At 64.8% G+C, this 23710-nt stretch carries 14 protein-coding genes; 3 read left to right on the forward strand and 11 right to left on the reverse strand.

Annotated elements, in window-relative coordinates; genetic code table 11:
- Positions 1-31: 31 nt before the first annotated feature.
- Entirely contained in the window at positions 32-1072 is a 1041-nt protein-coding gene (locus WDC82_RS13295) for a branched-chain amino acid ABC transporter permease (protein WP_340117822.1), read from the reverse strand.
- Positions 1073-1084: 12 nt separating this feature from the next.
- Positions 1085-2095 carry a branched-chain amino acid ABC transporter permease gene (locus WDC82_RS13300; protein ID WP_340117823.1) on the reverse strand — a complete coding sequence of 337 codons (1011 nt, stop codon included), beginning with the start codon at positions 2093-2095 and terminating at the stop codon, positions 1085-1087.
- A 350-nt stretch (positions 2096-2445) separates the two neighbouring features.
- Between WDC82_RS13300 and WDC82_RS13305 the strand changes: the two genes are divergently transcribed.
- Positions 2446-3102: a hypothetical protein gene (locus tag WDC82_RS13305; RefSeq protein WP_340117824.1), complete on the forward strand. Its 657-nt coding sequence runs from the start codon at positions 2446-2448 to the stop codon at positions 3100-3102.
- Here the strand turns inward: WDC82_RS13305 and WDC82_RS13310 are convergent.
- The 3 genes from WDC82_RS13310 to WDC82_RS13320 all read right to left on the reverse strand — a co-directional run bounded on the left by WDC82_RS13310 (position 3092) and on the right by WDC82_RS13320 (position 13860).
- A complete protein-coding gene (locus tag WDC82_RS13310; protein WP_340117825.1) occupies positions 3092-4858 on the reverse strand; it encodes a phosphoenolpyruvate hydrolase family protein in 1767 nt (588 codons plus the stop codon). The genes WDC82_RS13305 and WDC82_RS13310 overlap by 11 nt on opposite strands.
- Before the next feature lie 695 nt (positions 4859-5553).
- Positions 5554-5940 (reverse strand): hypothetical protein, encoded by a 387-nt coding sequence (locus WDC82_RS13315; protein ID WP_340117826.1) that lies wholly within the window; start codon positions 5938-5940, stop codon positions 5554-5556.
- Between the two features lie 372 nt (positions 5941-6312).
- Complete coding sequence (locus WDC82_RS13320; RefSeq protein ID WP_340117827.1) at positions 6313-13860, reverse strand: Calx-beta domain-containing protein; 7548 nt, start codon at positions 13858-13860, stop codon at positions 6313-6315.
- Between the two features lie 717 nt (positions 13861-14577).
- On the opposite strand from WDC82_RS13320, the gene WDC82_RS13325 reads away from it, so the two are divergent.
- The gene (locus WDC82_RS13325; protein ID WP_340117828.1) at positions 14578-16785 is read left to right on the forward strand and encodes an adenylate/guanylate cyclase domain-containing protein; all 2208 of its coding nucleotides are present in this window, start codon (positions 14578-14580) and stop codon (positions 16783-16785) included.
- A 391-nt stretch (positions 16786-17176) separates the two neighbouring features.
- On the opposite strand, the gene WDC82_RS13330 is transcribed toward WDC82_RS13325, so the two are convergent.
- From WDC82_RS13330 to WDC82_RS13350, 5 genes are all read right to left on the reverse strand, one after another.
- Positions 17177-17944, reverse strand: coding sequence for an alpha/beta hydrolase (locus tag WDC82_RS13330; protein WP_340117829.1), 768 nt, complete (start codon positions 17942-17944; stop codon positions 17177-17179).
- A 16-nt stretch (positions 17945-17960) separates the two neighbouring features.
- Entirely contained in the window at positions 17961-19244 is a 1284-nt protein-coding gene (locus tag WDC82_RS13335; protein ID WP_340117830.1) for a TRAP transporter large permease, read from the reverse strand.
- The gene (locus WDC82_RS13340; protein WP_340117831.1) at positions 19241-19771 is read right to left on the reverse strand and encodes a TRAP transporter small permease; all 531 of its coding nucleotides are present in this window, start codon (positions 19769-19771) and stop codon (positions 19241-19243) included. The genes WDC82_RS13335 and WDC82_RS13340 overlap by 4 nt, the downstream gene beginning before the upstream one ends.
- 134 nt (positions 19772-19905) lie before the next feature.
- Complete coding sequence (locus WDC82_RS13345) at positions 19906-20895, reverse strand: TRAP transporter substrate-binding protein (protein WP_340117832.1); 990 nt, start codon at positions 20893-20895, stop codon at positions 19906-19908.
- 52 nt (positions 20896-20947) lie between these two features.
- Positions 20948-21952: a D-cysteine desulfhydrase gene (locus WDC82_RS13350; RefSeq protein WP_340117833.1), complete on the reverse strand. Its 1005-nt coding sequence runs from the start codon at positions 21950-21952 to the stop codon at positions 20948-20950.
- A 113-nt stretch (positions 21953-22065) separates the two neighbouring features.
- On the opposite strand from WDC82_RS13350, the gene WDC82_RS13355 reads away from it, so the two are divergent.
- Positions 22066-22986 carry a LysR substrate-binding domain-containing protein gene (locus WDC82_RS13355; RefSeq protein WP_340117834.1) on the forward strand — a complete coding sequence of 307 codons (921 nt, stop codon included), beginning with the start codon at positions 22066-22068 and terminating at the stop codon, positions 22984-22986.
- 273 nt (positions 22987-23259) lie between these two features.
- Here WDC82_RS13355 and WDC82_RS13360 read toward each other — a convergent pair whose 3' ends face one another.
- On the reverse strand, positions 23260-23619 hold the full coding sequence (locus WDC82_RS13360; RefSeq protein WP_340117835.1) for a HigA family addiction module antitoxin: 360 nt from the start codon (positions 23617-23619) through the stop codon (positions 23260-23262).
- Positions 23620-23710 lie beyond the last annotated feature (91 nt).

Raw genomic sequence — 23710 nt, forward strand, 5'->3', positions numbered from 1 at the left:
CCGCGCGTATTACTGCCGCGCGACCCCACGTTCAGTCCGCGCCGCCGGCCTCCAATCGTTCCAGCCGCGCAGGCCGCCGGAATCGCAGCCTTGCGGCAAAGCGGTTCCATAGTCCCAGGATGCCGTCCGGCGAGAACAACACCACCAGCAGGAATGCGAGGCCGATCACCGTGTTGAAACGTTCGTGGTCGATCAGGTCGATGGCGAAGTTCTCAAGCAGGACAAAGGCGATGGCGCCGATGAAGGGGCCCACCGGATGGCGCAGGCCGCCGACCACGGCAATGACCAGGATGTCGATGGCGACGTCGACGCCGACGGAGCCCGGCGAGATGCGCCCGTTGAACCACACCATCAGCACACCGCCGCTGCCGGCGATCAGGCCGGCCAGGAAATAGGCGGCAACGCGGTGCAGAGTGACGTCGAAGCCGATGGCGCGCATGCGCCGGGGGTTGTCGCGGATCGCTTGCAGGCTGAGCCCGAAGGTGGAGCGTGCGCTGTACAGCACGGCGATGAAGAACAGGCCGGCGACGGCCAGGCTCAGATAGTAGAACGGCACCGGGTCGCGCCAGTACACGCCGGCAAAGGTGGGCGGCGCGACGCCGGCGAAGCCGGTGAAGCCATTGAAGAGGTCGTAGTTCTGGCGCACGAAGTAGAAGAAGGCGACGGCGATCGCCAGGGTGATCATGATGGTGTAGATGCCCTCGGTGCGCACCGAGATGAAGCCGATCAGGGCGGCGAAGACCGCGGCGGCGAGAATCGCGACGGGCACGGTGACCCACCACGGCCAGCCGAGTCCCATGACGCCGACCGAGTTGTCGCCCAGCATGGCGACGAGATAGCCGGCAAAGCCGGCAACGGTGAGTTGGGCGAGGCTAACCATGCCGCCGTAGCCGGCCAGCATCATCAGCGACAGCGCGATGGTGCCGAGGATCAGGGAATAGGCGCCGATCTGGAAGGTGAAGAAATCGGAGGCAAAGGTCGGGTAGGCGAGCAGGAAGACGGCGACCAGCCAGACCGCCGGATGCACCTGGGAGAGCGGACTGCTGCCGAAGAAGAGCGAGCGCCGGTCCATGCTACCGCTCCCTCAGGCCTGGCCCATGATGCCCTGCGGACGCACCGCCAGGACCACCACCATGATGAGGAAGGTAAGCACCACGCCGTAGGTCGGGAAATAGGCGAGGCCGAACTGCTCGGCGAGACCGATCAGCAGCGCGCCGATGGCGGCGCCGGTAACCGAGCCGAGGCCGCCGACGATGACCACCACGAGCGAGGCCAGCAGATAGCGGATGTCCTCCCCCGGGGCGATGGAAAGCGCGGTGCCCCCGATCACGCCGGCGAAGCCGGCCAGGCCCGCGCCGATGGCGAAGACCAGGGCGAAGACCAGTTGCACGTTCACGCCGGTCGCCGACAGCATGTCGCGGTCGTTCACGCCGGCGCGGATCATCATCCCGATGCGGGTGCGGTTGAGGAAAAGCCAGAGGCCGATGCCGACGGCCACGGCGACGCCCAGCACCGTCAGGCGGTACAGCGGGTACTTGATGTAGACGGCATCGCCGTTGGACCGCAGGGTGGAGACCACCGGCAATTCGGCGGCGCCGAACAGCCATTCCGGCGGGGTGAACTGGTATGTGGTGCCCGACCAGACCGCCAGCATGAGGTCGGCGGCGATAATTGAGATGCCGATGGTAACCAGGGTCTGGCGCAGGTCCTGCCCCTCCATGCGGCGGAAGATCAGGGTCTGCAGGGCGATACCGGTGGCGGCGATGGTAATGAAGGCGACGGCCAGGCCGATAAACCAATTGCCGCTGGCCTCGGCCGCCTCGTAGCCGACGTAGGCGCCCAGCAGGTACATCGACCCGTGGGCCAAGTTTACGTTGCGCATTAGGCCGAAGACCAGGGTGAAGCCGCTGGCGACCAGAAAGTAGAGGCCGCCCAGGGTCACCCCGTTGAGGAAGGTGTTCACGAAAGTCTTCTTGCGGCCGAGGACCGCCTCCAGCCACTCGGGCCAGACGGCGAAGATCAGCCAGAGGAAGACCCCCAGGGCGACCAGGATCACGAAGGACCAGAAAGTGTGGCGTTCGATGAACTGTCTCATCGGGGGCGCGTCCTCAGGAGCGCTGGCGTCCCCAGGAGACCCCGACGGGCCGCTGCCACGGCCGCTGAAGGCGCCTGATCTTGCGCCATCGCCTGCTTCCTCCCTTGGCAGGCCCCTTCTGTTGCGGAGGGCCTTGCCTCGACGCCACCTGCCCTCCTGTGCGAAGCGGACCGGGGGATGGCGCCTTGTTCGTTGTTTTGTTGGAAGAAAGCTTGTCCCGATATTGACTTGCCCGCAAGCGGCCTTGCGGCGCATTCTGGGTAAAAATGGGTAAATTTTAGAGGTTAAAGTTGAATCTCTTGATTTGGAAGGTGGTCCGGCGCTCCTCTGCCGGGGCGGGAAATCCGCCCTTGCCGGACAGCATCGTGACCGCCGGCCCGCCCTTCCGGCACGAAAGCATGCCGCCCGAAGTCGCCCTCCTGCTGCCCAACTCCGGCGGCGCTTCCGGGGTCATCGCCGCGACCGCTCGCACCGCCGCCGGCCCGGCCGATGGCGCCGGCAGACAGGCCCTCGGCCTGTTCCTCGCCGACCCTTTTCTCAACCTTGCCGCCGAGACAGGTGAACTGCAGCGGGCCGGGATCAGCTGTCTGGCCAACCTGCCCAGCGTTCAGCAGCATGACCCGGATTTCGCCCAGCAGTTGGAGGATGTCGGCCTCGACTTCGCCCGGGAGGTCGATCGCCTCGGACAGCTGAAGGCTGCCGGCTTCCAGGTGATTGCCATTGTCGCTGGCCCGGGTGCCGCGGCGGCGGTGGCGCCGCTCGACCCTCTCGCGGTGGTGGTGATTCCGCGCGTGGCCGACTTCGCGGCAGGCTTTCCCTCGTTTCGCCAGCGCGGCGTCGTCGCGCAGCAGGTTGCCGCGGCGCTGGCCGAAAGTGAGTGGCGCGGCAACCTGCTGGGTCTGGCCAGCGCCGGCGAGGGGGCCCACGAGACGCTCTGGCCGGACGTGCTGGACGCTGTGCTGTGCCGGCCCGAGCCGCTCGCGGCGGCGGGCACCCTCAGCCCCTGAGCCCGAAGCGCTGCATCTTGTTGTAGAGGGTCTTGCGCGACATCCCCAGGCTCTCGGCGGTGCGGCTGCGGTTGAAGCCGTGGCGCCACAGGGCATCGACGATACGGTCCTTCTCGCCGCGGGTGTCACCGCTGCCCGGGTTCGCTCCCTGCACCAGCGGCAGCAATTGCTTCAGCTGGATCGGCCCGTTGTCGCGCCGCCCGGCGAGCTGGCCCAGCAGGTTGTGTAGTTCGGCCTCGTTCTGTGGCCAGTCGTGCGCGGTCAGCCGTTTCATGGCGGCCGCGGTGAAGTCCTTGCGCCGAGGCAGGCCACCCCCTTGAGCCTCCGCGAAGTCCTCGATGAGGGCAGGCAGGTCGTCGACACGGTCGCGCAGGGGCGGCGGCGCCAGGGTCCAGCCTTCGAACAGCAAGGCCAGCTCGGGAGCTAGGCCGATGCCGGCGGCGCCCTCGCTGCCGCGGCCCCGGCTCACCAGTACCAGGCGCGGGGCCACCTTGTATTGCCGGCGCGATCCGAGTGCGGCGAAGGTGCCGTCGCGCAGCGCCGCGGCAAGGCGGCGTTGCAGGGCGGTCGGCAGCTGTTCCGGCGCCTGCAGCACCACCAGGTCGAGATTGTCATCGGCCAGGGCCGGCCGCGCCGCGGCACCGGACTCGCCCGGGCCGAACAGCAGGCGACGGGCCTTGGCGGGGTAGTCCTCACCTTGTGGGTCGATGGTCAGCACGGCGGGGCGGCCGCGGCGTGTACCGCGCTGCGCCAGCGCGGTGAGGCTCGGGCGGGTCGGACTGCCGGGCTCCAGCAACAGCAAAAGAGGCGCCGTGGTGCCGGACAGTCCCTGCAGGCGACGCAGGTAGTCCAGCTGGACCGGCGCGCGACCGACAAATCCAAAGCGCTGTCCCCAGGCGACGAGACGGGCGCTTTGGCTTTCCAGGGCCGCCCGCCGGCGGCTGGCCTGCCGGTAGCCGCTGATCTGGTCGGCGACCGAGACTTCGAGGGGCAGCCGCTCGATCGTCGAGCCGCCGACGTAGCCGTCGATCGGCGCGAGGTTGGTGATGCGTCCCAGATCGTCGGCGGTGACGATAGGCCCTCCCTCCAGCAGAAAGCGGACGCCGGGATGAATGCGCTTGATCAGGCGGCCGATCTCGCGCGCCGCGCTGGCGACTTCCTCCAGGGAGGAGCGCGTGCGGTGGCCCATGGCGCCACCGACGTTCCAGCCCAGGTTCAAGCAGATAAGGTCTAGCCCGGCGTCGGCGGCGAGGCGCGCCTGGGTGCGGGTGGCGCAGTAGAACATCGAGGTCAGACCGCGGTCCTGCACCGCCCGCAGCACCTCGACCTCGCGTTCGATGCCACGGCCGGCGCGCGACAGCAGCTGCTGCATGGCATGGGAAAAGTGCATGCAGCTCGGGAAGTTGACGGCACCGGCAAAGCCCATCTGCTGCACGCGCGCGGCGATGGCATCGGGGTCGCACTCAGCCTCCCAGACGTTGACGCCCAGCAGAATGGGGATACGGCAGAGGGCGAGCAGCTCGCGGCGCGCGAAGTCTTCGGTAAGCGGACCGGCATCGAAGATCGGCAGCATGCAGGCGATGGAGGGTGCCCCCATGTTGCGCAGCCGCCCGGCATTGATCGCCAGCAGGAAGTCGGCGCCGCCGCGCTCGGCGGCCAGCGCGGTATTGCCTGAACCGATGGCCGCACCGATCAGGAAACTTCCCGCAGGAATGGCTCTTGTGGACAGGTTGGACCCCGTATCAGTGGTCGCCACCGGCAAGTCGCGCTTCCCCCTCTTCCGCTGCACCTGCGCCGACTACGAGAATAGCAAACCGTGACCGGGCTCCAACAACAAGCCGCGCTGGGACGCTCGGAAATTGGCTTGGGTTCACACTGGTTTCCACTCTCTCTGATAAACTATTGGAATGATTGAGATGGAATGAGACAGTAAAAGTGGAAACCACGCTTTGTTAACCCATTGAAAAAAATGCAAAATGCGATTTCTCGGTTCTCCCGCCTCTGACTACGGATCAGAAGGTTAGGAGTTCGAATCTTCTCGGGCGCACCATAACTCCCTGAAAAACAAAATCGAATTAGCCCAGGAAGATAAGTGGTTTCCACTTTTTCCTGCAGTGGTTTTCTTATTTCCCGATTCAGCTCCGTGCAGATGGCGGAGCGGGTCTTCGCTCGACGACCTGGGCTTTGCAGGCGCGGGGCGGTCGTGGCCGTGAACGTACGGTCGTAGGGTGCGCACTTCACTGGCCGATGGGTATCAAAGGAAGCCGCGCCGACTTGTGAGATCCTATCAAGGGCATCAGCGCTCTGCGGCGAACACCCGGGTCGGGACGTCCGCTTAACTGCCCGAAGCGGCTGCTATGCCGCGCTGTGTCGAACCGCCGCTTTTGACCCAAAGCGGAAATTCCGGACAACCATTAGTCTTTTTGCCGCGACGTTTGCCAAAGAACTCTCTTACTTACCGGAGTTCGGCTCGAACTTCCGTTTAAGTTCGAGATAGGTCTCGCGTTGCATTTCGAGGATCTCTTCATCTGTAAATGGATTTTCTTGAACCTCCCGGTCACTCCGGTAACGCTTCTTCGGAGCATCCGCTTTTGAGACATCAAGCAGTCGGATGGTTACCTCGTCGCCAACGGAAAGGCGCAATCTTTCCCACCGCACGTGTTCGCGCTGCCCTTCGACTTTAATCAAAGCAAGACCACGGACACTTATTTCAAGGTCGTCATCTGCGCTCTCCTCTTGAGCACGACGCGCAGATAGAATCGCACTAAGGATCTCCCAGTCCTCAAAGCCGGCGAGCACTTTGGTTTCGCCGTTCAGAAGTATTTCGAATGCAAGCATTGCGGCCGGCTCTCTTTGTTCAACGTCAACGAACTTAAAAGCTTGACGAACCTTACGGTAAGCGAGGCAACCCAACAATCATGGGATCTTGATGTCTCCTCCTGGCACATCCCGGACATCAGGGTTCAGGCAGGGCATGTCCGCTCTGCCTCGGCAAGGCGACATTGGAACTCAAGCTACCGAAATTATCAACTGAGGCACCCTTAGCGGACCTGGATAATCAAGTGCGAGGGCGCTTCGTGACGCTCAAGCGACAATGAGTTGTCCACTTGTCCGAAGAAGAGAAGGGCGTAACGCAAAGTAACGTATCCATTGCGCGGATACTCTGTTGAGTACACCTCTGCGAATCCGCCCGCGGCTTCGGTTACCGATCTAGTCGACGACAATGTTGTCGCTCAAGCTGGCCACACTCACGTTCTCGAATGTTACGATCTGAATTCCGTCGAAGGGGTCGCTGCCCGCGGCGCTGCCATCGAGGTCGACGAAGATGTCGACATTGGCACCGTCCTGGAACAGGTCGACATACCCCTGCGCAATCGCCTCAGACAAGGTGGTGCCGGAAAAAGTGCCGGTATCGAGCAAGTCCGACAGGCTGATCAGATCGCCGCCGGCATTCGGAGCAGAGGTATCGAAACCGGTGACGGTGTCACCTGCGTCGGCTGCGTCACTGAAAGCCACGGTATCGGTTTCTCCATCGCCCAGCAGAAAGATTCTGTCTGTACCGATGCCGCCGCGGATCAGGTCGCTACCGGTGCCGTCATGGATCGTATCTGGGCCGGTCCCTCCATCCAGGGTGTCGTCGCCGCTGCCGCCATGGAGGAGATCGCTGCCAGCGCCGCCAACTATCATATCGTCGCCACCCTGGCCCAGGATGCTGTCGTTGCCTTCGCCGCCTTCAATCCAGTCGGACTCGCCGAATGTGCCGATCGCAAGACGTGCACCTTCAGCATCGGGACCTTCACCGAACAGAACGAGCTCAACGTAGGCGAGATCGCTGCCGTCGAAGTCCGGATCCACCAGGAGGGTGTCGCCGAAAATGTAGTCGTCGCCGCTGCCGCCGAGAATTACGTCCTCACCGAAGCTTTCGTCGCTTGGAAAGAGGCGGGAGAAGATGAGGTCGACCTTGCTGACGTCGTCGACCACGGTCACTTGGCCGCCGTTGCCGATTGCTCCTGTCTCGACTTCACCGAGCTGGTCCGCGGAGAAGGTCGATCCGCTGCCGAAGCCGAAGGCTTCGATGGTCAGGTTCGAGATCTCCGGGGGCACCGTGCCGTTGGGGCCGTGGTCGTAGAGGTCGGCAAAGAGCGAAGCCGAGGGGTTGTAGCCATTGCTGTCGACACCATCGCTGAGGACGAGGATGAAGTTCTCCGACCCAAGATGGCGTTCGTTTTCCAGCAGCCAGCTCGCCGCGGCGGCCAGCGGCGGCTCGAACTGCGTACCGCCCGAAGTGGTCAGGCCGCTGATCGCTGCCGCCAGATCGGGATCGTCTGCGCGGGCGAACTCCAGACTCTGGGAATTGATGGCCGCACCACTGAACGGGACGACCTTGATATTCACAACCCCCGCGAAGCCGGCGTCGATGATCTGCTGATTGAGGGTGAGGAAGGCTTCCTTGGCCAGGTCCAGGCGGGACTTCTCCCCAACCTCGGGGTTGGTGCCGTCGATAGCGAGGGACATCGAGCCGGAAACGTCGATCGCGTAGACAAGATTGAAGGACGGAATCGGGCCAGCGACGACGTTGTCGCCAATCAAGAGATCGCCGGAACCGTTGAAGATCGCCACGCTGCCTTCGAGATGCTCCTGGCCGCCGATCAGGATGTCGTCGCCGGAATTGCCGATCAGGATGTCTGATCCGTCCACATCGACCAACAGGTCAGCGCCCTTGCCGCCTTCGAGACGGTCATTGCCGGCATCGCCGAAGAGGAAGTCATTGTGGCCGCCACCCCGTAGCAGGTTGCTGTCGGCATCGCCGAAGAGAAAGTCCTGGCCGCTGCCGCCGTTCAGGGTGTCTCCGTCGCTGTCGGCCTCAAGGGTGGTCTGACCGGCATCGGCGGCGTTGGTGCCGGCACCCTGCGCCGGGTTAAGATCGTCGGTAGTGTCCTGGGGATTCAGATCGTCGATTCCCGGCGCGGGATGGTTGTCGTCGTTCAGCGAACTTGCGAAGGTGGTCGGGAAATTGCTCGTCGTCCAGTCCTGCGACTTGTTGGTGTCGGACGGATAGGGGTCGCCCGAACCCTCGTCGCCCGCTCCCTCATCGGCAAAGATGCGCGAGAAGATCCGCGTGCCTTCGTCATCGACTTTGGGGTCTTCATCGATGGCGATGTCGGCGCGGCCGAGGCTGGTGAGCAGGCCATCCTGGTCGCCGATCAGACCGGAATAGGTCTGCAGATTCACCAAGGCCCCGAACAATGCCGCAGCTGTGGGCGTCCCCGTGCCGGCCCCCGTCCAGGCGCCGGCTTCCGGAAATGCAGCGCCATTGGCGACGAACATGTCGACCGAGGCATCGCCCTGTCTTACGTGGACGCCGGCCTTTGCCGAGGTGTCGCTGCCGAAGCCCCAGGGGGCGCTGACCAGATAGGTGCCGCTTTGTTGAACATCGCCGCCTGGCGTCGAGGTTGCCCAGGTACCGTCTTCGAAGACTGTGAGGAAACCGTGTGGCGGGATGTTAATGCTTCCGCCGGTTGCCGTAGAGAGATCGACGGTTGTCGTCCCGCCGTCGGCGCCAATGATCTGGATGGTAAGCGATTTGACCTTCGAGGTGCCGATCGCGCTGTCGATGATATTGCGCAACTCGATGTAGCTTTGGTTCTCTGCACCCCCTGGGCTGGTGCCAATCCCCAGGCCGATCTCATTGATACAGACGAGCCCCACGATCTCGTTGTCGATCGCGCCCGTGCCGCTGTCGCCGGAGAGGCCCTCGGCGGCAGTGGCGCTGCCGGCGGGATCGACCGTGAAGGGGCCGGCGGCGGTGACCGTCAGGCCCTCGAGCCCCTCGAAGCCGTCGCCGGTAACCGTCGCCAGGCCGAGGGTCGCCGCAGCGGCAAGCCCGGTGCCGTCAACCACCAGGTCGATGAAGGCCGGCAGCGGCGCGATGAAGTCGCCGGCCACCGCCTCGCCGCTGTAGCTGAGCGGCACCCGCACCACGGTGCCCGGGGCCAGCGAGCCGCTGGTGAGCGCCAGGCTGACGTCGAAGTCCAGGCTGCCACCCTCGCTCACGGTGCCGGCGTCGTCGATCGTGATGGTGCCGTTGAGGTCGGTGATCGTGGCGCTGCCCGAGGCATCGCCCAACGTCACCGCGGCGGTGTTGGTGCCGGTCAGCGTCACCGTGACGCTCTCCGGGCCCGGCTCCACCGCGGCGTCGTCGAGCAGCGGCAGCACGATCGTTGCGCTCTGCGCCCCGGCGCCGATGGTCACCTGGTAGGTGCCCGCCGGCTGGCCCGGCGCCGGCGTCAGCCCGGCGGTGTCGTAGTCCACCCCCGCCGTCGCCGCGCCGCCCAGGGTGTAGGTGACCACCACCGGCTGGCCGCTGGCATTCACCTCGCTCAGCGACACCGTGAAGGTGAGGCCGTCGCCGCCCGGCAGGGACGGGCCCTCGAAGGCGTTGCCGCCGGACAGCGCCGCGTCGTCCACCGAGACGACCACGCCGTCGCTGATCGCACCGAAGCCTTCGGCGCCGGAGAGGCCCTCGGCGGCAGTGGCGCTGCCGGCGGGATCGACCGTGAAGGGGCCGGCGGCGGTGACCGTCAGGCCCTCGAGCCCCTCGAAGCCGTCGCCGGTAACCGTCGCCAGGCCGAGGGTCGCCGCAGCGGCAAGCCCGGTGCCGTCAACCACCAGGTCGATGAAGGCCGGCAGCGGCGCGATGAAGTCGCCGGCCACCGCCTCGCCGCTGTAGCTGAGCGGCACCCGCACCACGGTGCCCGGGGCCAGCGAGCCGCTGGTGAGCGCCAGGCTGACGTCGAAGTCCAGGCTGCCACCCTCGCTCACGGTGCCGGCGTCGTCGATCGTGATGGTGCCGTTGAGGTCGGTGATCGTGGCGCTGCCCGAGGCATCGCCCAACGTCACCGCGGCGGTGTTGGTGCCGGTCAGCGTCACCGTGACGCTCTCCGGGCCCGGCTCCACCGCGGCGTCGTCGAGCAGCGGCAGCACGATCGTTGCGCTCTGCGCCCCGGCGCCGATGGTCACCTGGTAGGTGCCCGCCGGCTGGCCCGGCGCCGGCGTCAGCCCGGCGGTGTCGTAGTCCACCCCCGCCGTCGCCGCGCCGCCCAGGGTGTAGGTGACCACCACCGGCTGGCCGCTGGCATTCACCTCGCTCAGCGACACCGTGAAGGTGAGGCCGCCGCCGCCTGGCAGGGATGGGCCCTCGAAGGCGTTGCCGCCGGACAGCGCCGCGTCGTCCACCGAGACGACCACACCGTCGGATACCGCGCCGGCGATCTCGGCATCGGCGGTGAAGGTTGCATTGGTAGCGGCAGTGATCTCGAGGCTGAAATCCTCCAAGCCCTCGAAGAGGTCATCAGCGGCGGTCGTCACGCGGACGAAGACCTCTGTCTCACCAGCAGGAATGTCGACCGCAGAACCGGAGTCAAGAAGAGTTCCATCGGCCAGGAAGAAGTCGAAGCTGGTGCCGTCGAAGTCAGCCGGAGCGGTCGCCGATCCGTCATTGCTCTTCAGCATGACGGAGGCCGGCGAGAAGATCGTCTGACTTACCACAAGGCGGAACCAGGCGCCGTCGCCTTCCTGGACTGCGGAACTGAGCGGCGATCCGCCGTCCAGCGCGGGTGCGCCGGTGAACCCGGCGAGAGACTGCAGTGTGACCGTCGGCAGCACGATGGCCACGGTCTCCTGCACGCTCTCCTCGGCGACATTGTCGCTGACATCAGTCTCGGCGTCGCCCGGCTGTTCCTCCGCCCGGGCGGTCGCGGTGAAATCGTAGTTGCCGCCTTCGGTCAGCACTGCTGGCGCGACCACCTCGAAGGTGAAATCGAGGGGCGCGCCCCCGCTGCCGAGCGTAAATACGACGTCACCGTTGACATCCATCACCGCGTCGACGCCGGCCGGCACAGCGTCCAGCGACCCTACGCTGAATCCCTCGGGGATATCGACGATGATCGTATGGACTTCGGATCCATCGACGGCATCGCCGAAGCTGGCGAGCAGCTGAGCGGTACCGGCCTGGCCCGGTGCAAATGTCCCGTCCCCGGTTGTGCTCGTCACATTCAACGCGACCGTGACCGGGTCGGCCACGGCGTCGACGACCATGGCACCCTCGAGGCTGGCGGAGCCGGTGGCGTCGTCGTTTGAGATGTCTTTGGCAAATGCTGTGACCTTGATCCCGGACAGGTCGAGGTCGCTGTCGGCCAGCGGCGTATTGAGCGCGAATGAGCTTGTGAAGCCCTGCACGTCGAGCGACTGATTGAACGTGATGGTGATGGTCGTGACGCCACCGGGCGTCGTCACCGTTGCACTGCCGATGGAAGGGGACCCGTTCAGGTCGGTGAGTATCTGTGTGATGTCGACGTCGTCCGCAGCAATCGCCGGCAGCTCGAAGACGACAGCGGTCAGCTCATCCGTTGCATCACCGGCCCCGATCGAGAACGGGATGATGTTGCCTTGGGAGTCTTCCTTTATCGTGAGGATCTGAATCGGCGGGTCCTCGACTGCGAGGACGGCGAAGGCAGGGGCGAACTGCCCGATGGGACCTTCCTCGCCATCGCCGCCATCTCCGGGGCCGCCTTCGCCGCCCTCGCCCGGCAGGCCACCCACGGCATCGCCGAAAGAGATGCTCGGCGAGACCGAGCCGCCGGTCAGCGCCACCGAAAATTCAGTGGTCACCGTCTTGCTATTGTCGGCAGCGTCCACTTCCTCGCCGTTGGGTGCAAACTCGGCCGTCGTCACCGAAATCGAACCGCCTATCGTTCCGTCCAGGCCCGCCGGGACAAGAAGCTGCAAGGCCGCGATGGCGGCCCCATAGTCCGCCGGATCCGCTACGCTCAGCGCAAAGCTGCCGCCGCCGTTGTCTGTCACTAGAGCGCCTGCCGGCGCGCCAGCGCCAAGGGTCAGCTCACCGGCGGAGAGCGTCACGATGACGCTGGTAACCGCCTCCGAGGCGTCGATGTCCGGTCCCGCGGCGCCAAAGCCCGCGTCGGCGAAATCCAGGATCAGATTCAGGGGAACTTCCTGTGCCTCGGCCGCCTCTGCCAGGGCCGGCTGCGCAGCCTGGACGGCGAAGCCGGCCTGATCCAGCACGGCGTCCAGGACGAGAGTTCCGCTCGCGCTGACTGTACCCGTCATGGAGGGGTCAAGGATCGACTTGGCGTTCGCGGTGATCTGCAGTCCCGCCAGGTCGTTGTCGCTGTCGGCGACCGGCGCATCCAGTGTGAAGGAACTGCCGAAGGTCTGAACGTTCTGTGCATCCTGAAAGGTGATGACAATCGTCGTGACGCCACCTGGTGTGGCCACCACTGCGGTGCCGAGCAGCGGCGGACCGGCGAGGTCGGCGATGATCTGGGAAATGTCGATATCGCCGGGTGCGAAGCCGGGCAGGGCGATCTCGATCGAGGTGAGCTCGTTCGCCGCACCGCCCGCCTGCGCCGCGAAGATTGCCAGGTTGTCGCTGGAATCCTCCTTGATGGCGGCGAGGATGCCGGCGCCGCCTGCGGCAGCCCCGGGCAGGCCGAAAAGCGCGCTCGGCGCCACGGGCGTCTCGGCGGGCGGCGTGAAAATCACGCTGAAGGTAAAGCTACCGGGGAAGTTCAGCTCGGGACTGGTGACTTCGCCGATCACACCCTGGGGAACCAAGCTGCGCAGACCGAAGTCCTGGCTCAGCCAGGGTGGCAAACGGAATTCCGCTCCCCCGCCCAACGGCTGGTCTCCTCCGGCGGCGGTTTCGATCGGCCAGTCCTGCAGCAGGGCCTCGATGATTTCCTGCGGCACGTCCGGTTGGACATTGCCTTCCTGGTCGCCGCTGTCCTCGGGCCTGCTCGGCGGCAGGTCGCCGTTTTCCTGATCCGAGCTCTCGTGGATGCGGACGGCGTTATTCAGGTTGCGCCCGAAAATGTCGCCGACGGTCCCGCTTGGCGCCACGCTGGGCATCCCCGGGAGGTCGCTGGCGCTGCGGATCTGCAGGAAGTGGTTGGCCTGCGTGAACTGCGCGCTGCCACCGCCGTTGGTGAAAATGAAGCTGCCGACTTCGCCGGTTTCCGGATTGACTAGGTTCACGATACGTGTGCTGCCGCCGAGGGTGGCGATCTGCACGCCGACGGTTGTGCCGCGGATGCCGATGGTTCCGGTCGGCGTTTCGACATCCATGCCGCCGCTCGGTGCGACTTGGCCGGTGACGAAGACGAAGGTTCCCTGGATCAGGGAGACGCCCATGGAATTCGAGGTGCCGCCTGGATTGTAGACCAGTTCGTCAATCACCATCCGCGCGTTGGACGAAAGGGAGAAGACGGTGTTGTCTACGAACTGAATTCCCAGATCGGAGCCGACGCCGGTGGAGACGACATCTCCTTGGAAAATGGGATCGCCCTCGGAGAGGTCCTCGCGGCTGCCGTCCGACCGCTGCACCCTGGCAATACCGTTGAGGGCGCTGACCTCGCCGATGGACTGTTCGAGCTGAACCCCTCCGGCCTGGGCATAGGCGGTGGGGATCTCGGGGCCGGCCAGGGACTCGACCGTACCGGGCGTGAGCCGGGCACCCTCCGGCGTTTCCAACTGTGGCGGCTGCTCCTGTGCGAAATAGTCGCGCAGGAGGAATTCCTCGCCATGGGTGGTGTTCAGCAGAAGATCATCGCCGGCACGAGAGAACTCGGCCGAAAACAGGCTTTCCGCATCGAAGAGGATGCTTTGCTGGTCCGCAGTGTAAATGACACCGATACCGTCATCGACCGACTCGGACGCCGTCGCGATCTTTTCGACCATAACACCCCTCCCATTCACAAGAATGGCCGGGAGCGGCGACTATAGGTTCCTAGATCGATTTAGACTGGAACACGAACAATCCCGAAAGGCTCACCACTCCATTCCCCGATTGATCACAGTACAACAGGGAAATATTCCATTGATATGGAAAAGAAGGGCGGATCGCTTACTATTGTGGTTAAAATTCAATACCTTACTTAAGGTTATTTCCCTCCGGCCAAAGAAAGTCAGAGCTGTAAAATTACGGGTAGTCTACTGCAAAGTTGTGCGTTTTCTTTGTTAATATGCGTTTTCTACGCTCTTTCTACCTAGAGATCAGAAGTGACTATCGCCGTTCCCTCAGGACGGGACCCAGAACCCCCTGTCAGGCGGTCGGCGACGAGGGAAGCTGCGTTCCAGGTGTTTTGGATGGCGGTTTGGCGTCGATGCGGTTCTGACCATCGTCCGCCGGCAAGACCGTCTCCCCAAGAGGATCATGGTGGTAGTCACCGGCAAGGGCCTCCAAGGCGGCCGCCGATGCTCTTCATTCAATCGGGTCTGCCCTGCGGATCGGCGAGGCAGATCGATTCTTCGAAGTCGACCTAGAGCAATCAGCCGCGATCGCCTAGGCTGTGACGATACGGGCCCGCGGGAAGCGGTGATGAGGGGGAGAGCAGGCGGGTGACCGGCGAAGGGGCGGAGCGTCTAGGTGCCCGGTGGGTGGGCAGGTTGAGGCGCATGCTGCGCGTCGTCGGTCTTAGTCGTGCACTCGGCCTCGCGCTGTTGGTGCCGGTACTGGTGCTGCGGGTGTGGGACCCGGCTCCCCTGGAAGCCCTGCGCCTGAAGATCTTCGATCTCTATCAAACGGCCATGCCGCGCGAGCCGCTGGAGCAGCAGCCTGTGGTGATCGTCGACATCGACGAAGAGAGCTTGGTCGAAATCGGGCAGTGGCCCTGGCCGCGCACCGAGGTCGCACGGCTGATTGACCGGCTGCGCAGTTCCGGTGTCGCAGCTACGGCCTTCGACGTCGTCTTCGCGGAGCCGGACCGCACCTCGCCGGGACGTTATGCCAACTATCTGGGTCACCTGCCACCCGATCTCCTGGACGCTATGCGCAACCTGCCAAGCAACGACGAGCTGATGGCTCTGGCGCTGCGGCGCACGCCGGTGGTGCTCGGTCAGGCCGGCTATCATCGTAAGTTGGGTGCGGCAGGCAATTTCGAACGGTCGCAGGTGCCCCTGGCGGTGATCGGCCCGGATCCGAAGCCCTACCTCTTTCGCTTTCCCGCGCTGGTCCGCAATATCGCGATGCTGGAGCGTTCCGCCGCCGGCACGGCGATCTTCAACCTGGTGTCGGGCAGAGACGGCGTGGTGCGGCACATGCCGGCCTTCATCGTCGCCGATGACCAGATCCGGCCGTCACTGGCGGTGGAACTGTTGCGCATCGCGACCGGCGGTAATGCCGTGCTGATCAAGACGGACGCGGCGGGGATGCGCTCCTTCGTGGTCGCCGGCATCGAGGTGCCGACCGACCGCAACGGGCGACTGTGGGTGCACTACGCCACGCCGCGGCCGCAGCTCTATGTCTCTGCCAAGGACCTGCTGAGCGGTGCCGTTGGGCCGGAACGCATGGCCGGCAAGCTGGCGCTGGTCGGAACCTCCGCGGCAGGGCTGTTCGACATCAAGGCGACGCCTCTTCAGGACCGTGTCCCCGGTGTCGAGGTGCATGCGCAGGTACTCGAAATGATTCTTTCCGGCCAGCTGCTGCTGCGTCCCAACTATGCTCTGGGCGCCGAGCTTTCCATTCTGGCGGTGATCGGCCTGCTGCTCATTGTCATGGTGCCTCTGATCGGTGCAGTTCTCACCCTGTTGCTCGGCGCTGTGGTGGCCGGCGGCTTGGTGGCCGGCTCCTGGCACCTCTTCGTCAACGAGGGGCTGCTGATCGACGTCGCCTATCCGCTGGCTGGTTCATTCTCGGTCTTTGTCCTTCTTATCTTTACGAACTACCTGCGCGAGGAGAACCGGCGCCAGCGGGTCCGCGGCGCGTTCAGCCAGTATCTGTCGCCGACCCTGGTGGATCAGCTCGCCAACGATCCCAATCGTCTGGTGCTTGGCGGTGAGAAGCGGGAGATGACGATCCTCTTCAGCGACGTTCGTGGTTTCACCCAGATCTCCGAAGGTTTGCAGGACAGTCCGGAGGAGCTGACTCGTCTGATGAACCGGTTGCTGACGCCGTTGACGGAGGTGATCATGTCCAACGCCGGCACCATCGATAAATACATGGGCGATGCGATCATGGCGTTCTGGAATGCGCCGCTGAGCGATGCAGCGCACGTCGATCATGCCTGCTGGGCCGCGCTTGCGATGCAGCAGGCGCTGGAAGATCTCAACCGCGAGCTTGCAGCGGAGGCTTCCGCAGGGCTTGCCGACATCGATCAGCTGAACATCGGCATCGGCATCAATACCGGGCTCTGCGTGGTCGGCAACATGGGCTCGCGGCAGCGTTTCGACTATTCGGTGCTGGGCGACGTTGTAAACCTGGCCTCCCGGCTGGAAGGTCAGAGCCCGATCTACGGAGCGGACATCGTTCTTGGTGAGGCGACCGCGACGGCGCTGGACGGCGCCGGCGTTTGCACCCAGCTGGACCTCATTCGGGTGAAAGGGAAGCGTGAACCACAGCATATCTATGCGCTGCTCGGCACCTCCGACTTGGTCAAAGATCCCGGTGTGCGCGCGGCAATGGCCGCCGTCGACTCAATGCTGGCTGCCTACCGCGCGCGTGATTGGCCGCGCGCGGAAGAGATGCTGGATGCGCTGGGCGACTATCACCTGGCGCGACTGAACCTCAGGGTCTTCGTGCGGCTCTACCGTCAGAGGATCGTGGAGTTCGCCGCCCACCCTCCGCCGCCTGACTGGGAGGGGGTCTACGTCGCTACGACGAAGTAATGTCTTTCTTGCGGAAGACATTCGCTGCAAGGCCTGACTAATCGGAGTGTTGCTGACCGTATCATAACTCCTCCCCTTGCTCTAAAGGCATTCAGCCGGCTTATAACACCACTCAGGACTTACTTCTCTCGAAGACGAGCTGGGATGCCTTGATATGGCACGACCCTGACATCGGGTGCTGGGCAAAGGGTGTCCGCTCGACCTCGGTGAGGCTACATTGGGTCTCAACTTCCGAGGTTCTCACGTTAGGCCCCCTTAGCGGATCCGGAAGTTAGCCTCGGGGAAGGCTGATCGTGAGCCTGGCCGGACAATGAAGGAGAGCAAAAGGTCGCCTCACGCGATAGAACGCGATTGCCGATTCTCCTCGCAGACTTGCCCGCCGCAGCGGCCTCTAATAGTTGTCCGAAGGAGTCGAAAGCAGAAAGTCGTTGAGGATCTGGTTGAAAAGGTCCGGCTTCTCGAGGTGCGCGTTGTGGGCGCAGCCAGGCAGGATCGCGAGCTGCGCGTCGGGCAGCGTGGCGGCGAGATACGCCATCTCCGGCAGGCTGTAGGAGCGGTCGCGGTCGCCGCCCATCACCAGGGCGGGCATGGCGAGACCCGGCAGCGCCGCGGTGCCGTTCCAGGCCGGCATGGCCTTGAGGCCGGCCAGCGCCGCCTCCAGGGTCGTGCCGGCGCCGGAGTTCTGGCACAGGGGATAGTAGGGTGCCCGCTCGCCTTCAACGAACCAGGTCTTGCCGATCCGGGCGCCGGTGGTCTCCACGCCTTCGGCTGCCATGGTGCGGGCGGTCTCGCTGAAGGGCTCGAAGCGCCGCGGCATCTCGCCCGAGCAGGCGGTGCCGTAGAGCACCAGCTTGGTGATGCGCTTGCCCTGGCTGGCGGCCATCTCCTGCACCACCATGCCGCCCATCGAGTGCCCGACCAGATTGAAGTCCCCGACGCCCAGGGCGTCCAGCAGGTCCACCACCGCCGCCGCCATGCCGGCGACGCTGTCGGCCGGCGGCAGATGGGCGCTGCCCGCATAGCCCGGCAGGTCGGGCGCGATGACGTCGAACATGCGCGAGAAAAACGCGATCTGCGGCATCCACAGGGAGCCGCCGCCGAGAAAGCCGTGCTGCAGGACCAGCACGGGCCCCTGGCCCCGGCGATAGTAGTTGAGCATGCGGGGGGGCTTCCTTTTAGCCGTAGATCAAGCGGGGGACCCAAAGCGTGATGCTCGGAAAGAACACCATCAGGACGATCGCGGCCATCAGCACCGCCACGTAGGGCAGCGCGGATTTCGACAGGCTCTCGATGGAACAGCCGGTCAGGCGCATGGCCACGAAGAGGTTCACGCCGAGAGGTGGTGTGAGGAAGCCGATCTCGCAGCACAGCACGAAGATGATGCCGAAATGCACCGGATCGACGCCCAGTCCCACCACGACCGGCAGCAGGACCGGCGTCAGCAGGATGATCTGCGCGATGGTATCCATCCACATGCCAATGAAGATCAGCACCGCGCAGATGATGAAGAGGATCACGTACTTGTTGTCGGACAGGCCGGCGATCCACTTGCCGAGGTCCTGGGGAATGTTCTGCAGGGTCAGGATCTGCCCGAAGATCGTTGCCGTTGCGATGATCACCAGCACGGAGCCGCTGATCGTCGCGGTGAAGACGAAGACCTCCCTCAGTTTCTGAAAGGTCGTCTCGCGGTAGATGAAGGTCGACACGAAAAGGCCGTAGACCACCGCCACGACGGCGGACTCCGTCGGCGTGAAGACGGAGGTGTAGATGCCGCCCAGGATGATGATCGGCGCCAGCAGGGCCCAGAAGCCGTGCCGCAGAGCCACCACGAAGGCTCTGAAATCGACCCGCGAGTCGGCGGACCTGTAGCCGGCCCGCCGCGCCAGCAGGTAGGCGGTCAGGGTCAGCATCAGGCCCACGACGACACCGGGCACGATGCCGGCGGCGAAGAGGCGCGGGATCGAGGTCTCCGAACTCACGCCGAAGATGATCATCGGCACCGAGGGCGGGATCAGGATTCCCAGCGTCCCGCCCGAGGCGGTCACGCCGCCCGAGAAGGTCGCGGAGTAGCCCTGCCGCAGCATCGACGGGATCATGATGGAGCCGATGGCCGCGACGGTTGGCGGGCCGGAGCCGGAAATGGCGGCGAAGAACATGCAGGCCAGGATGGTCACCACCGCGAGGCCGCCGTAGGCGCGCCCGATCAGCGGCATGAAGATGTTCACGATGCGCTGCGACAGGCCGCCCTTTTCCATGATGCCGCCGGCCAGGATGAACAGCGGGATGGCGATCAGCGGGAAGGAATTCAGCGCCTCGAACATTACCTGCACGAGGAAGGTGATGGGATAGCCGGCGATCAGGATCGCGACCACGGCGGCCGAGCCCATGGCGACCGCGATGGGCATGCCCAGCAGCAGGCAGGCGACGAAAGTGATGCCGATGGCCGCCCCGACGCTCATCGGGCGCCTCCGCCGGGCTGGGCCAGCTCCACCTCTTCGCCGGCTTCGCGCTCCGCCTCGCTCATGCTCCGCTCGAAGTACGCGGGGTCCAGCAGGTTGTAGGCGATGCGCAGCGTGAAGATCAGGAAGGTCACCGGGATCGGCAGGAAGATCCAGAACATGTTGATGTCGGTGATCATCGCCCGGTAGGGGTACTGCAGGATCGAGTCCAGATAGAGCACGCCGCCCCACAGCACGACCAGGTTGAAGGCGATCCAGGCGAGGTCGCCGAGGCGCAGCAGCCAGAGCGCCAGCCCCCGCGGCATGATGCGGAAATGCGCGGTGATGCGGATGTGATGGTAGCGCACCGTCGCATAGCTGCAGCCGATCCAGCAGAACCAGATGAAAATGAAGCGTGCCATCTCTTCCGACCATTCGATCGGAAGCTTGAAGACGAAGCGCGAGGCCACCTGCAGGAAGACGATCGCGACCAGCAGCGCCAGCAGCGCGATTACGATGGTCTCGTCGAAGCGGTGAAGCCAGAGCATGAACCGTTTCATCGCTGCCTCATGAAGCAGGAGGGGCGGCACGGCGCGGGGGGCCGGACAGCCGGCTGTCCGGTCCCCACGCGATTTTCCGGGAAAAGTCCCCGCCGGTTACTGCGGGGGCCCATGGCGAAGTCCTACTGTGAAGCCTCGACGAGGCGGTCGATCAGGTCGCGGCCGCCGACACGCTCCTCGAACTCGGTCCATACGCCCTGGGCGGCATTGAAGAAGGCCGCACGCTCGCCGGGCTCCAGCAGGACGACCTCCATGCCGACCTCCTTGGCCTTGGCGATGCCGTCCTCGTCGCACTGGGCGGTGAGGCCCCAGGAGTATTCGCCGGCCTCGCGGCCCGACGTCAGGATGGCCTGCTGCTCGGCCTCGCTGAGGCTCTGGAACTTGCGGTCGTTCATCACCACCATGCCGAAGCCCGTAAAGAGATTCGACGTCGTGAGGTGCTCCTGCACCTCGTAGTACTTCAGCGACAGCACATCGCAGGGCGACATGTCGGCGCCGTCGACCGTCTTCTGCTGCAGGGCGGTGAACAGCTCGGCAAAGGCCACCGGCGTCGGGTTGGCGCCGAAGGCCTTGTAGGTCGCATTCATCACCGGGCTGCCGGGCGAGCGGATCAGCAGGCCCTCCATGTCACTGGGCTTCTTGATCGAATTGCGGTTGTTGATCAGCGAGCGCGAGCCCCAGGCCGTCGTATAGACGACCCGCATGCCGGTGGCCTGACGGAAGTTCTCAAAGATCTCGTCGCCCACCGGCCCGAAGACCGCTTTCTGGGCCGAGGGGATGTCCTGGAAGAGGGCCGGCAGGCTGAAGATGTCGATGCGCGGATCGAACTGGGCCAGGTTGTTGCTCGATACAATCGCCAGGTCCTGCGCGCCGAGCTGCACGGTTTTCGCCTGTGCGACGTCGTTGCCGAGCTGCGCGCAGCACAGCGTATCGACGCTCACGGACCCGCCGGTCAGTTCCTTCACCCGTTCGGCGAAGCGCTCGGCACCCTTGTGGTAGACGTTTTCAGCGCTGGAGACGTGACCCAGTTTCAGAACCGTCTCGGCCGCGGCCGGGCCGCCGGCCAGTGTCAGCGCGACGGCAGATGCTGCCAGTACCTTCGTTATTCCCATCGTACGCTCCTGTTCAGTTCGTCTGTTGTTTGAGTGTTTTTGGTTTTTGTCGTTATGCGGCAGGGAGAAGAATCTCCTGGTACGCGAAGAGCGCTGCCGATCCCCCCGTATGTAGAAAAACCACGTTCTGGCCCTTGTCGAAGCGGCCGGCGCGGATCAGGCCGATGAGGCCCGCCATGCCTTTGCCGGAATAGACCGGGTCCAGCAGGATGCCCTCGTGGCGCGCCGTCAGGCCGATGGCCTCGATCATCTCGGGCGTCGGCCGGCCGTAGCCCGGCCCGACATAGCCGTCGTCGGCGACGATGCGCGCGCGCGCGATCTCGCCGCTGACACCGATGCGCCCGGCGGTTTCGCTCGCCAGCTTGTGGACCGCCGCCTCCTGCGGCTCCTTCTTCTGGCGCACGCTGATGCCGATCACGTCGATGCCGCTGTTGACCCCTTCCAGCCCGGCGACGAGGCCGGCCTGGGTGCCGGTGCTGCCGGTCGCGACGACAATGCTGTCGATCGCCAGCCCCATCTGCTCCGCCTGGTGAACGATCTCGTGGGCGCAGCTCACGTAGCCCAGCGCGCCGACCCAGTTCGATCCGCCGCCGGGAATGAAGTAGGGCCGCTTGCCCGCCGCGCGCAGGGCGTCTGCCTTCTCGCGGGCGAGCTGGTTCATGTCGCCGCCGGTGGGATGAAAGCTGACCTCCGCCCCGTACAGCCGGTCCAGGAACACGTTGCCGGTGGTTTCGTAGTCGCCGGCGGCGTCGGGCACGCGGCGCTCCAGCAGGATGTGGCAGGCAAGTCCCAGCTTGGCGGCGGCGGCGGCCGTCTGGCGCGCATGGTTGGACTGCACCGCGCCCTGGGTGACGACGCAATCGGCGCCCTGCTGCAGGGCCTCGCCCATCAGGAAATCCAGCTTGCGCGTCTTGTTGCCGCCGGTCGCCAGGCCGGTGCAGTCGTCGCGCTTCACAAACAGGCGCGGGCCGCCCAGCAGCCTTGTGAGGTTCTCCATGGGCTCGAGCGGGGTGGGGCTGTGGCAGAGCCGGGCGCGCGGAAATCGCGAAAGCAGCATCGGTTCAGTCTTCCCCCTCGGCCATCCGGATACGATCGCATGAGCTTGACGCACTCGCGCCGTATGGCCAGTGTTATGTTTGCCAAACATGATGCAAGAAACGCATTGTTCGCATGAATACGGAATGGATCAGCGATCTGGCGAGCCTGGCGAAGACCGGGAATTTTTCCCAGGCGGCGGCACAGAACAACATCAGCCAGTCGGCCTTCAGCCGGCGGATCAAGGCGCTGGAGAACTGGGTCGGGACCGATCTCATCGACCGTTCCAGCCATCCGGTGAAACTGACCGGCGCCGGAAAGCAGATGCTGGAAGCCGGCCAGCAGGCGCTGTCGCGCATCGAGACCGAGCGCGCTCAGATCCGCGAGTCGCTCTCCCGGCCCGACAAGTACGTGGTCACCTTCGCCGCCCAGCATTCCATCGGCTGGCGCTTCTTCCCGGCGTGGATGCAGGCCTTCGAGGTCGCCTTCGGCCCCATACTTTCCCGCCTGCGGGCCGATGACCTGCCGAACTGCATCGCCGACCTGCGGCGCGGCGAGGTCGACTTCGTTATTTCCTACGAAAGCGCCTATGCGACCTGCGTGGAGGTCTCCCCGGCGCTGCAGTCGCTGAAGATCGGCATCGATCAGCTGGTTCCGGTCTGCAAGCCCGACGGCGACGGCGCGCCGATGTTTCGGCTTGAAGCGGAGGCGGACGCTACAATTCCCTATCTCCAGTACAGTCCGTCGGCCCCGATCGGCTGGCATGTGGCGCCGATCCTGAAAGCGCGAAACGTCTTGCCGCGCCTGGTCCCGATCTACGAGAACTCCATGGCCGGGGCGCTGCGCATCAGGGCCCGCGACGGGCTCGGCGTCGCTTGGCTGCCCTGGAGCATGGTGCAGCAGGACGTCGAGTCCGGGCTGCTGACCCGGGCGGCCATGGAAGACTGGGCGGTTGATGTCGAGATCCGGCTGCACCGCCTGAGCCAGAATTCCAACCCGGTGGTCAGAGACATCTGGCACTTCCTGAGCAATAGGCGAGACCAGTATCTGATCTAGTGGAAACTTACTGGCGCCGGATCGGGCCGGATTCGAAGACCGCTTCTGGCACGACCCGGACGTTGGGAGGAGGGCAGAGCAGGTCCGCTCTCTCCTCGTCAGGCGACATTGAGGGGCTGAGTACCAGAGGCGGCGCCTCAGGCGTCTTTGGCGGACCTGGACCATTGGAGCGGGCAAGCCGGCTCCTGAACCCTGGCGAACGTTCCAACAGGAGGTGTCCTGGTGACAAGTCGGTTCGGAACTCGGAGGACCCTGCTTGAAGGAAAGTGGCCATCAAAGCTGCCGTGATCTCTGCAGCTGGGTGCCGAATGCCTTGGCGCGCGCGACCTGCGCGCCTGTGAGTTGCGCTTGCGCACGCGCCAAGTCGTAGTGTGCCTGAAGGTTCAGCCAGAACTCCGGTGTGGTCTGGAATATCCGCGCCAATAGAAGGGCGGTCTCGCCGCTGATGCGGGTGCGGCCCTGGGTGAGACGGGTGAGCCGGCCGTAGGGAAGACCCATTGCACGCGCCAAGCGCGCCCGGCTTAGGTCGTGCGGGATAAGGAACTCCGCTTCTAAGACTTCGCCGGGATAAGTGGGCGCAGAGCCAGATATCTCAGTCACGGGCGCTCCGGACGTCAGTGGGGTTGCTGGCATTCTAGACCACCAAATGGGGACTGACGAGCCGCCCCTCGGCTAGAGCTGCTGCGCTTATTCAGTTGCGCATATCCGGCACCAGCCGGGCCGC

Source organism: Pelagibius sp. 7325 (genome assembly GCF_037652055.1).
GTDB lineage: Bacteria > Pseudomonadota > Alphaproteobacteria > Kiloniellales > Kiloniellaceae > Pelagibius.